Raw genomic sequence first — 11,610 nt, 5'->3', positions numbered from 1 at the left:
CGGGGCTTGGCACCTAGTAGCGAGGGGGACTTTGTTGGCCAAAATCGGCCTGAAAGCATCGCGGGGCAAGCCCGCTCGCCACAAGGAGATATGCCGATAGAATCTCCCACAGTGAACTTGCCTAGCCTCGATAGTGTGGATTGACCCAGATCCTGTGGGAGATTCTATGGTTTCAGGCAAGTCGCTTTTGATTGTGTAGGAGCGGGCTTGCCCCGCGATGGGCCGCAATGCGGCCCAAGGTGGCTCACGCCAGCGCTGGCTGCGCCTCAGCTTCTGGATGCAGCGGCAGCAGTGGCGAGTGCGGGTCGTTGTCGATCGAGGCTCGCCACAGGTCGATCCAGGCCGAATGATGCCCGGCCCAGACCTGCTCGTGCAGGCGCGACAGCGCCACCGGGTCGCTCAGCAATGCCAGGCGAGTATTGCCATCCAGGCCTTTCGGCCCGACTTCCAGCGCCTTGGCGATGCGTTCGGCACGCAGTGCCTCGATCGGTGCTGCCTGGCCGTGCCGTGCGGTAGCCATGGCGCAGGCCAGGGCGTTCTGACGCGGGTCGACCACCGCACGCACGAAGCCGTCATGCAGCGCATGCCAACGGTTTTCGTGGGTGTACTGGTCGGTGGCCAGCAGCGCCTGCGGCGTTGCGTACTCCTCGGGGATGAGGAACAGCTTCTCGTCACGCGCGGCCAGGCCCAGGCGCACACGGCTGGAAATCACCGAAACCGGGATCGACAGCACCAGCGAACCGACGATAGGCGCCAACCACCACAGGAAGCTTGGGTTCAGCCACGCCACCAGTGCAGCCCAGGCAAAGCCCAGCAAGGTTTGCGGGCCATGCCGGCGGATGGCCTCGCTCCACGGCGTGGAGTCATCGTCACGCTGTGGCGAGTTCCAGGTCGCAGCCCAGCCAAGGAACGCGGCCAGCACGAAGCGGGTGTGGAAGATCATGCGTACCGGCGCCAGCAACATGGAGAACAACATCTCCATCAGCATCGACAAGGTGACCTTGATGCGCCCGCCAAACTCGGTGGCGCCCTTGGCCCAGATCAGCACCACGCTCAACAGCTTGGGCAGGAACAGCAGCACGACAGTGGTAGAGAACAGCGCGATGGCTTTTTCTGGGTGCCACTGCGGCCACAACGGATACAACTGGAACGGCTCGATGAAGTATTGCGGCTCCATCAGCGTGTTGGTCGCCAGCAGCGCGGTGGACAGCACCAGGAACAGGAACCACAACGGTGCCGACAGGTACGACATCACCCCGGTCAGGAACACCGCACGGTGCACCGGGTGCATGCCCTTGACCAGGAACAGGCGGAAGTTCATCAGGTTGCCGTGGCACCAGCGGCGGTCGCGCTTGAGCTCATCGAGCAGGTTCGGCGGCAGTTCTTCATAGCTGCCGGCCAGGTCATAGGCAATCCACACGCCCCAGCCAGCACGGCGCATCAGCGCTGCTTCGACGAAGTCGTGGGACAGGATGGCCCCGGCGAACGCGCCTTTGCCCGGCAACGGCGCCAGCGCGCAGTGCTCGATGAACGGCTTCATGCGGATGATCGCGTTGTGGCCCCAATAGTGCGACTCGCCCAGCTGCCAGAAGTGCAGGCCGGCGGTGAACAGCGGGCCGTACACGCGGGTGGCGAACTGCTGCATGCGCGCATAAAGGGTGTCCATGCCCGACGCCCGTGGGCCGGTCTGGATGATGCCGGCGTCCGGGTTGGCCTCCATCAGGCGCACCAGGCTGCTCAGGCATTCACCGGTCATGACGCTGTCGGCGTCGAGCACGACCATGTACTTGTATTCGCCACCCCAGCGACGGCAGAAGTCGTCGAGGTTGCCGCTCTTGCGCTTCACCCGGCGCCGACGGCGGCGGTAGAAAATGCGGCCAAAGCCTTTGGTCTCGCGGCACACGTCCAGCCACGCCTGTTGTTCGGCAACGGCGATGTCGGGGTCGTTGGTGTCGCTGAGCACGAAGAAGTCGAAGCGGTCGAGGTTGCCGCTGGCGGCGACCGATTCGAACGTCGCACGCAGGCCGGCGAATACACGCGGCACGTCTTCGTTGCAGATCGGCATGACCAGTGCAGTACGCGCTTCAGGGGCGATCGGCTCGTTACCGGCACTGCTGCCGGAAATTCGGTACTTGTCGCGCCCGGTAATCAGCTCGAGGAAGCCCATCAGCGCGGTCCAGAACCCAGCAGACACCCAGCAGAACAGGATGCCGAACAGCACCAGAATGGACGTTTGCAGTGCATACGGCCACACCTGTACCACGGTGTCCCACAGCGGCTGGTTGAGCACTTCGTCGAGGTCGACGAACGACCAGCCCTGGTACGGCAGGATGCCCTTCATGTACCAGCCGGCCACGATGGTCTGGCCGATCATCAGGGTCAGCAGGATATAACGGCGGATCGAGCCGACGGTGCGCCAACGCGCCGGCGGCAGCTCGCGCTGGGGCGGCTGCGGCGCGTTGGGGCGGCCGGTCATGCGCCGCCACAGGCGTACCAGCACGTTGGTGCGCCAAGGCTCGGGCACCACCTTGGTACGTTTGATCGGCGGCGCGATCTTCAGGCACAGGCGCCCGCTGGCATCGACGCCGAGCATTTCGGCCTCTTCCAGCTCGGCGGCAGTGCCGACGGTCAGGCGCGACCCCACCGAGGCCTGCGCGGCCTCAGTGGTGCTGGCGACGGGTTGCGCCGCCAGACGTTGGTGCAGCTCGCTGAACGAGGTGCAGCTTGCGAGTTCCGCACGCTGCTCGTCGCTCAGTGGGAGGTGGGCCAGGTATTCGCCAAGCGATTCCGGCCTTGGGCTTGAGTTACTCATCGGCAGGCAACTGATAGCTCCAGGTCTCGGTCAGCACTTTTTCAGTGGTGGCCGGGGCCTCGTTGGTGGACGCCGCATCCGCCGCCGCTTGCTCGGCAGCTTTCTCAGCCTTGGCTTTTTCGGCCTTGGTTTGAGCGTGCTTGGCTGCGGCCTTGGTTTCTTTGGCAGGTTTTGGCTGCTCGACCGGGACATCACGTACCAGCGCGGCACGCATCTCGGTGGATTTTTTCGGGTCTTTGATCTTCAACCGCAGGGTCAGGCGCCAGCCTTTGGTTTCTGGGTTGTAGCGCAGGTTGTTTTCGACCACCTCGGCGTTGTCGCCGGTGCTGACCTGGCTGCGCACGGCGGCATCGGCCGGCAGCGCTGCGAGGTTGGTGCCGACGAAATCGACCAGCAGGGCAACGCTGCCGTCGAGCTGGCGAATCAGGTTGGCCTGCTTGACGTCACCGCTGGAGCGCAGGGTCTGCTTGACCCAGCCCAGGTCCTGAGCGTGCAGTTGGTCTTCTTTGATGGTCCAGCGCAGACGGTAGTCGTACTGGAACGGCTTGCCTGGCTCAGGCAGGGTTTCCGGGCTCCAGAACGCAACGATGTTGTCGTTGGTTTCATCGGCAGTCGGGATTTCGACCAGGTCGACGGTGCCTTTGCCCCAGTCGCCTTTAGGCTCGATCCAGGCGCTCGGACGCTTTTCGTACTCGTCGTCGAGGTCTTCGAAGTCGCTGAACGCGCGCTGGCGCTGCAGCAGGCCGAAACCACGCGGGTTTTCAACGCTGAAGTTGCTCACGGCCAGGTGTTTCGGGTTGTTCAGCGGGCGCCACAGCCATTCACCATTGCCGGCATGGATGCTCAGGCCTTCGGAGTCGTGCAGGGCCGGGCGGTAGTTCTGCACCTTGGACGGCTGGTTAGGGCCGAACAGGAACATGCTGGTCAGCGGCGCGATACCCAGGCGGCTGACGTGGTCACGCAGGTACACACGCGACTTGACGTCGACCAGGGTGTCTTCGCCCGGGCGCAGGGTCAGCTTGTAGGCGCCGGTGGAACGCGGCGAATCGAGCAGCGCGTAGATCACCAGATGCTTGTCGTTAGGCTTGGGTTTTTCGATCCAGAATTCACGGAAGCGCGGGAATTCTTCACCCGACGGCAACGCGGTGTCGATGGCCAGGCCACGGGCCGACAGGCCGTAACGGTGGCCTTTGCCGACCACGCGGAAATAGCTGGCGCCAAGCAGGGTCATGATCTCGTCCTGCTTGTCGGCCTTGTTGATCGGGTAGAGCACCCTAAAGCCCGCGTAGCCGAGGTTCTTGGTGGCGTCGGCATCATGCGGCACGTCGCCGAACTCGAAGCGGCTCGGGTCGTACTTGATCTCGCTGACCTTGTTGGCGGTGATTTCGTTGATCGTCACCGGGGTGTCGAAGTGCATGCCCTGGTGGTAGAACGAAATCTTGAAGGGGGTCTTGTCCTTCGCCCACTCGGCCTTTTCCTGAAGGAACTGGATCTTCTGGTAGTCGGCGTACTTCATGTCGCGGAACACCGGCGGCAGGTTGCTCTTCGGTGCCTCGTACTTCTGGCCGGCCAGATCCTTTGCCTTGGCTGCAACGTCGTCCAGATTGAATGCCCAGAGCTGGCCTGCGCTCATCAGGCCGACCAGCGCAACGCCAGCCAGCATCGCCTTGCGCAGCCGGTTACCGGGGATTCTTGGTGCAATACAGGGGCTTACAATCACGAGCAATCCTCGCCGAAAAACAGATCATGAAACCAACGGCCAGCGACAAATGCCGGGTTGGCGAGCACTGTTCGGACCCCGTAAGGGCGTAATGATTCCCCAAACGGACCCAGACAATGCTCGTGTCAAAGTGGATCAAGCCTGCGAACGCAGGCCCATGCAGCGCGCGATTATCCAGCAGGTCGCGTTACAACGCATCAGGCTGGCACAACTATTTATCGTACAAAACCCCTTGTTTTCATCAAGACATGGGGTTTTTCGACGTCAAATTTGTAACATAAATGTCACAGGGCCATCATTGACCAGGTGGACCTGCATATCGGCGCCGAAACGCCCACTGGCAACCTGCGGGTGCTGCCGGCTGGCCTGGGCCAGCAAATGGTCGAACACTTCGGCACCCAACGCCGGTGGCGCGGCGGTCGAAAAGCTCGGGCGCATGCCATTGCGGGTGTCGGCAGCCAGGGTGAACTGCGACACCAGCAGCAGCCCGCCAGCGACATCCTTGAGCGAGCGGTTCATCTTGCCCTGCTCGTCGCTGAACACACGGTAGTTGAGCAGCTTGTGCAATAGTTTGTCGGCATGTTCGGCCGAATCTTCAGGCTCCACCGCTACCAGCGCCAGCAAGCCCTGGTCGATGGCACCGACGATTTCGCCGGCCACCTCGACGCGCGCTGCGCTAACGCGCTGTATCAGGCACTTCATGCCTCTTCCAGGGGCAGGTCGAGCAGGCGCCGCGCCATCTGGTCGGCGGCGCGCACCAAGGCGTCGGTGATACCGGGCTCGGAGGCGGCGTGGCCTGCGTCGCGGATCACTTTCAGCTCGCTGTTCGGCCAGGCCTGGTGCAGCTCCCAGGCGTTGTCCAGGGGGCAGATGACGTCGTAGCGGCCATGCACGATCACCGCCGGCAGGTGGGCGATTTTCGGCATGTCGCGGATCAGTTGGTCTGGCTCGAGGAACGCGTTGTTGGTGAAATAGTGGCACTCGATGCGGGCGATGGACAGCGCGCGCTGCGGCTCGGAGAAGCGGTCGACCACCAGCGGGTTGGGGCGCAGCGTGGCAGTGCGGCCCTCCCAGGTGGACCAGGCCTTGGCGGCATGCATCTGGGCGATCTGGTCGCTGCCAGTGAGGCGTTTGTGGAAGGCGCTGACCAGGTCGCCGCGCTCTTCGGCCGGGATGGGTGCGATGTAGTCCTGCCAGTAGTCGGGGAACAGGCGGCTGGCGCCCTCCTGGTAGAACCAGCTGATTTCCTGCGGGCGGCACAGGAAGATGCCGCGCAGGATCAGGCCGTGCACGCGCTCAGGGTGGGTCTGGGCATAGGCCAGCGCCAGCGTGGAACCCCAGGAGCCGCCGAACAGCACCCATTTGTCGATGCCCAGGTGCTCGCGAATACGCTCAAGGTCTTCGACCAGGTGCCAGGTGGTGTTGTTTTCCAGGCTGGCGTGGGGCGTGGAGCGGCCACAGCCGCGTTGGTCGAAGGTGATGATGCGGTACAGGTTGGGGTCGAAATAGCAGCGGCTCTGGGCATCGCAGCCAGCACCCGGCCCTCCGTGGATGAACACCACAGGCAGACCTTCCGGCGAACCGCTTTCATCGACATACAGCACGTGCGGCGCTTCCACGGCCAGATCGTGCCGGGCGTAGGGTTTGATCTGCGGGTACAGGGTCTGCATTGCGCACTCCGTGTGAGGATTAAGTCTGCCGTTGGGCATCATAAACCTGAAATGCGCGAAGAGCATGTGTCCGTGTGAATTGTCTGGGTATTGGACCTCAAGCCAGCCCGCAATCGTGGTAGGAGCGGCCTTGTGTCGCGAAAGGGCCGCAGCGCGGCCCCAGGATTTCTGCCTCAACGCGTGGAAAGCCGGGGCCGCGCTGCGGCCCTTTCGCGGCGCAAGGCCGCTCCTACACAGAGATCGCGCAGATGACCCGCGCGGCGCTCAGCGCCCGTAGCGCTCCCTGCCCCACCCAAGCAAGGTTTCCAGCAACCCGCGAAGCACCACTTGGGTCGGCTGCGCCAGGTCTTCACGGTAGGCGAACGGCTCCACTTCATTCATATAGGTGCTCTGCGCCAGCTCCAACTGCACCGCATGGATGTGATTGGCCGGCGCGCCGTAATGGCGGGTGATGTGCCCGCCCTTGAAGCGCCCATTGAGCACATGGGTGTACGCCGGGAAGCCCGCGCATACGCCCTTGAGCCGCTGCGCCAGCTCAGGGTCGCAACTGGCGCCATTGAAGGTGCCCAGGTTGAAGTCCGGCAGCTTGCCATCGAACAGGTGGGCAATCTGCGAGCGAATCGAGTGGGCATCCCACAACAAGGCGTAGCCAAATGCCTCGCGCAGCCGCGCCAGTTCGCTCTCGACCTTGGCGTGATAGGGCCGCCAGATTTGCTCCAGGTACTGCGCCCGCTGCTGTGCGCTGGGCGCCTTACCCTCGAGAAACAACGGCTCCCCCTCGAACAAGGTGGCCGGGTACAGGCCCGTGGTGGCGCCGGCATACAGCGGTTTGTCGTCATCCGGGCGGTTGATATCGATGACGAACCGCGAATACTGCGCAGCCACCACGCTTGCACCCAACTCGCGGGCAAAGTCGTAGAGCTGCGGGATGTGCCAGTCGGTGTCCGGCAGGCTGCGCGCAGCCGGCACCAGGCCGTCGCGCACCGTGTCGGTCAGTTTAAGGCCAGCGTGGGGGATGCTGATCAGCAGCGGCAGTTGGCCCTGGTGAAAACTGAATACGTTGTCCATGTGCCCTCGCTCAGTGGGGTATCTCGACACCCAGGCGCACCACGCGCTTGGGCAGGTCGCCGCCCAGCCAGTAGGCAAGGTCGGCAGGGCGTTCTATTTGCCAGGCGACGAAGTCCGCCACCTTGCCCGCCTCGAGCGAGCCGTGGCTGTGGCCCAGGCCCAGCGCGGTAGCGGCATGCAGGGTGACGCCGGCCAAGGCTTCTTCGGGGGTCATGCGGAACAGCGTGCAGCCCATGTTCAGCATCAAGCGCAGCGACAGCCCGGGCGAGGTGCCGGGGTTGAGGTCGCTGGCCAGGGCAATCTTCACGCCGTGGCGGCGCAGGGCATCCATCGGCGGCAACTGGGTTTCGCGCAAGAAATAGAACGCCCCCGGCAGCAGCACGGCAACGGTGCCGGCCGCGGCCATGGCGATGGCGTCTTCTTCGGTCATGAATTCCAGATGGTCCGCCGACAACGCCTGATAGCGCGCCGCCAGGCTCGAACCGTGCAGCGACGACAACTGCTCGGCGTGCAGCTTGACCGGCAAGCCGAGCTCACGCGCCTTGATGAATACCCGCTCGACCTGGGCCGGGGAAAACGCCAGGTGTTCGCAGAACGCATCCACCGCATCCACCAGGCCCTCGGCGGCCAGCGCCGGGAGCATCTGTTCGCAGATGTGGCTGATGTAGTCATCTGCCCTGCCCGCATACTCGGGCGGCAGCGCGTGGGCAGCCAGGCACGTGGTGCGCACGGTCACGGCCAGTTCCTCACCCAGGCGCCGGGCCACACGCAGCATCTTGCGCTCGCTCGCCAAATCCAGGCCGTAGCCAGACTTGATCTCAAGCGTGGTCACGCCGTCGCGCATCAGCGCCAGCACCCGCTGCCGGGCGCTGGCGAACAGATCGTCTTCGGACGCGGCGCGAGTTGCCCGCACGGTGCTGGCGATGCCGCCGCCCTGGGCGGCAATTTCGGCATAGCTGACACCCTGCAGGCGCTGCTCGAACTCGCCGCTGCGGTTGCCGCCGAACACCGCGTGGGTGTGGCAGTCGATCAGGCCAGGGGTGACCCAGGCGCCCTCAAGGTCGACGCTGCGCTCGACTGCCTGCACGGGCAACTGCTCACGTGGGCCAATCCACTCGATCAGGCCAGCGCAGGTGACGATGGCGGCATCTTCGATGACCGCATAGCGGCCATCGGTCATGCTGGCGACATGGCAGTGCTGCCAGAGGGTTCTCATCAGGTTCTCCTTGTTCAGCGCTGCAGCTCGGCAGGTTCGCGCACCGGCTCGCCGCGGCCTGCACGCGGTTTGCACCACAGCAGGTAGGACGCCACCAGGAACACCACCCAGACCACACCGACCACCAGCGCCGGCTGAGAGTCAGGGAAGTAGCCGAGCACACCGAAGATGAACAGCATGAAGGCGATGGCCATGGCCGGCCCATAAGGCCAGAACGGCACGGGGAATTTCAGCTCGGCGACCTGTTCACGGGTCATGCTGCGGCGCATGGCAACCTGGGTAACCAGGATCATCATCCACACCCACACCGTGGCGAAGGTGGCGATCGAGGCAATCAGCAGGAACACGTCTTCAGGCATCAGGTAGTTGAGCAGCACCCCAAGCAGCAGTGCACAGCCCATCACCACCACGGTCAGCCATGGCACGCCGTGCCGCGACAGCTTGCCGAAGCCGCGTGGGGCGTGGCCTTGCTGGGACAGGCCGTACATCATGCGGCCGGCACCAAAGATATCGCTGTTGATCGCCGACACGGCGGCCGAAATCACCACCACGTTGAGCACTGCCGCAGCCGAGCCAATACCGAGGTTGCTGAAGATCTGCACGAACGGGCTGCCTTGGCTGCCGATCTGTGGCCACGGGTACAGGCACATCAGCACGAACAGGGTCAGCACATAGAACAGCAGGATGCGCAGCGGCACGGCGTTGATCGCCTTGGGGATGACCCGGTGCGGGTCCTTGGCTTCACCGGCGGTAACGCCAATGATCTCGATGCCGCCAAAGGCGAACATCACCACCGCGAACGAGGCGATCACGCCGCCAATGCCATTGGGCATGAAGCCGCCGTGCTCGACCAGGTTGCTCAGCCCGACCGGCTGGTCGACGCCCACCTGGCTGAAGCCGAAGGCCATGATGCCTAGGCCTGCCAGGATCATCGCGACGATGGCGCCGACCTTGAGCAGGGACAGCCAGAACTCCATTTCGCCGAACACCTTGACGTTGCACAGGTTCAGCCCGCCGATCAGGAACACGATGCCCAGCACCCAGATCCAGCGGGCCACTTCAGGGAACCAGAAGCCCATGTAGATACCGAAGGCAGTCACGTCGGCAATGGCGACGATGACCATCTCGAAGGCGTAGGTCCAGCCGAGGACGAACCCGGCCATCGGGCCCAGGTAGGAAGTGGCGTAATGCCCAAAGGAGCCGGAGACCGGGTTGTGCACAGCCATTTCGCCGAGTGCGCGCATGACCATGAACACCGCGGCGCCGCCGATCAGATAGGCCAGCAGTACCGCGGGGCCGGCCATCTGGATAGCCGAGGCAGAACCGTAGAACAGCCCGGTGCCGATGGCAGAACCGAGGGCCATGAAGCGAATATGGCGAGCCGTCAGCCCGCGCTTGAGTTCTTGAGCTTGTTGCATGTCACGTCCTTATTGTTGTTTTGGTCGTGAAGCGCATCGCGGGGCAAGCCCGCTCCCACAAAGGAAACGAGGTTGCCCCGCAGTTGGGGTGTCACAGGCTAGGCAGAACCCCGGCTGGGAGCAGCCCGGTCAGTGTGCCTTTGGCCAGCAGCGCGACGGCCGCCTCGATGTCGGGGGCAAAGAACCGGTCACGGTCGTAGTGCGGCACTTCGCGGCGCAGCGCCTGGCGCGCCTGCTCAAGCTTGGCCGAGGTTTTCAGGCCTTTGCGCAGGTCCAGCCCCTGGCAGGCGCCGAGCCACTCGATGGCGATGACGCCACGGGTGTTCTCGGCCATTTCCCACAGGCGTTTGCCGGCGGCAGGCGCCATGGACACGTGGTCTTCCTGGTTGGCCGAGGTCGGCAGGCTGTCGACGCTGTGCGGGTGCGACAGCGCCTTGTTTTCGCTGGCAAGCGCGGCGGCGGTGACCTGGGCGATCATGAAGCCGGAGTTGACCCCGCCGTTTTCTACCAGGAACGGCGGCAGTTGCGACATGTGCTTGTCCATCATCAGCGAGATGCGGCGTTCGCTCAGCGAGCCGATTTCGGCAATGGCCAGGGCCAGGTTGTCGGCAGCCATGGCCACAGGCTCTGCGTGGAAGTTGCCGCCAGACACCACATCACCCTCGGCGGCAAACACCAGCGGGTTGTCCGACACGGCGTTGGCTTCGACACCCAGCACTTCGGCGGCCTGGCGCAGCTGGGTCAGGCATGCGCCCATGACCTGTGGCTGGCAGCGCAGCGAGTACGGGTCTTGCACTTTGTCGCAGTTCTTGTGCGACTGCGATACTTCGCTGGAGTCGCCCAGCAGGTCGCGGAAGCACGCCGCAGTGTCGATCTGCCCGCGCTGGCCACGCACTTCATGGATGCGCGCATCGAACGGCGAACGCGAACCCAGCGCGGCTTCCACGCTCAGGGCGCCACAGGTGATGGCCGCCGCGTACAGGTCTTCGCCGTGGAACAACCCGCGCAGCGCGTAGGCGGTGGACGCCTGGGTGCCGTTGAGCAGTGCCAGGCCTTCCTTGGCTGCCAGGGTCAGCGGCTCAAGCCCGGCCACTGCCAGTGCTTCGGTGGCGGGTAGCCACTGGCCCTGGTAGCGCGCCTTGCCCTCGCCGAGCAGCACCAGCGACATGTGCGCCAAGGGTGCGAGGTCGCCGGATGCGCCAACCGAGCCCTTGAGCGGAATATGCGGATACACCTGGGCATTGACCAGGCTGATCAGCGCCTCGATGACCTTGCGCCGGATCCCCGAGAAACCGCGGCTCAGGCTGTTGATCTTGAGCACCATGATCAGGCGCACCAGGTCGTCGTCCAGCGGCGCGCCAATACCGGCGGCGTGCGACAGCACCAGCGAGCGCTGCAGGTTTTCCAGGTCGTGACTGGCAATGCGGGTCGAGGCCAGCAGGCCGAAACCTGTATTGATGCCGTAGGCGGTACGGTCTTCGGCGATGATCTTTTCGACGCAGGCAACGCTTGCCTCGATGGCCGGCGCTGCGCTGGCATCCAACTGCAGGCGCACGGGCCCGGCATGGATGGCACGCAATTGGGCCAGGGTCAGGGTGCCGGGCTTGAGGGTCAGTTCGGTCACTTCGCTACTCCATTCGCTGGGGCCCGCAGGCCCCTTCTTGTTATTAAGTATCACCCGTTCAGGGGTGCGAACCAAAGCGCGG

The 11,610-nt window shown here is 64.2% G+C and carries 8 protein-coding genes; all 8 read right to left on the bottom strand.

Annotation, left to right across the window (positions count from 1 at the left end):
- Positions 1-244: 244 nt before the first annotated feature.
- The 8 genes from mdoH to hutH all read right to left on the bottom strand — a co-directional run bounded on the left by mdoH (position 245) and on the right by hutH (position 11,528).
- Positions 245-2,812, bottom strand: a complete 2,568-nt coding sequence (gene mdoH, locus HU720_RS15370; RefSeq protein WP_186520784.1) for a glucans biosynthesis glucosyltransferase MdoH — start codon at positions 2,810-2,812, stop codon at positions 245-247.
- Positions 2,805-4,532: a glucan biosynthesis protein G gene (locus tag HU720_RS15365; RefSeq protein WP_346656582.1), complete on the bottom strand. Its 1,728-nt coding sequence runs from the start codon at positions 4,530-4,532 to the stop codon at positions 2,805-2,807. The genes mdoH and HU720_RS15365 overlap by 8 nt, the downstream gene beginning before the upstream one ends.
- A gap of 264 nt (positions 4,533-4,796) precedes the next feature.
- Positions 4,797-5,234 carry a D-aminoacyl-tRNA deacylase gene (gene dtd / locus HU720_RS15360; protein WP_186520783.1) on the bottom strand — a complete coding sequence of 146 codons (438 nt, stop codon included), beginning with the start codon at positions 5,232-5,234 and terminating at the stop codon, positions 4,797-4,799.
- Positions 5,231-6,202, bottom strand: coding sequence for a prolyl aminopeptidase (pip, locus tag HU720_RS15355; protein WP_186520782.1), 972 nt, complete (start codon positions 6,200-6,202; stop codon positions 5,231-5,233). The genes dtd and pip overlap by 4 nt, the downstream gene beginning before the upstream one ends.
- Positions 6,203-6,466: 264 nt before the next feature.
- Positions 6,467-7,270 carry an N-formylglutamate deformylase gene (hutG, locus tag HU720_RS15350; protein ID WP_186520781.1) on the bottom strand — a complete coding sequence of 268 codons (804 nt, stop codon included), beginning with the start codon at positions 7,268-7,270 and terminating at the stop codon, positions 6,467-6,469.
- Positions 7,271-7,280: 10 nt separating this feature from the next.
- Positions 7,281-8,486, bottom strand: a complete 1,206-nt coding sequence (gene hutI / locus HU720_RS15345; protein WP_186520780.1) for an imidazolonepropionase — start codon at positions 8,484-8,486, stop codon at positions 7,281-7,283.
- Between the two features lie 14 nt (positions 8,487-8,500).
- On the bottom strand, positions 8,501-9,904 hold the full coding sequence (locus HU720_RS15340; protein WP_186520779.1) for an amino acid permease: 1,404 nt from the start codon (positions 9,902-9,904) through the stop codon (positions 8,501-8,503).
- Positions 9,905-9,995: 91 nt separating this feature from the next.
- Positions 9,996-11,528, bottom strand: coding sequence for a histidine ammonia-lyase (gene hutH, locus HU720_RS15335; protein WP_186520778.1), 1,533 nt, complete (start codon positions 11,526-11,528; stop codon positions 9,996-9,998).
- Positions 11,529-11,610 lie beyond the last annotated feature (82 nt).

This window comes from Pseudomonas sp. SWRI51 (assembly GCF_014268825.1).
GTDB lineage: Bacteria > Pseudomonadota > Gammaproteobacteria > Pseudomonadales > Pseudomonadaceae > Aquipseudomonas > Aquipseudomonas farsensis.
This window is presented reverse-complemented; position numbering and strand designations above follow the sequence as displayed.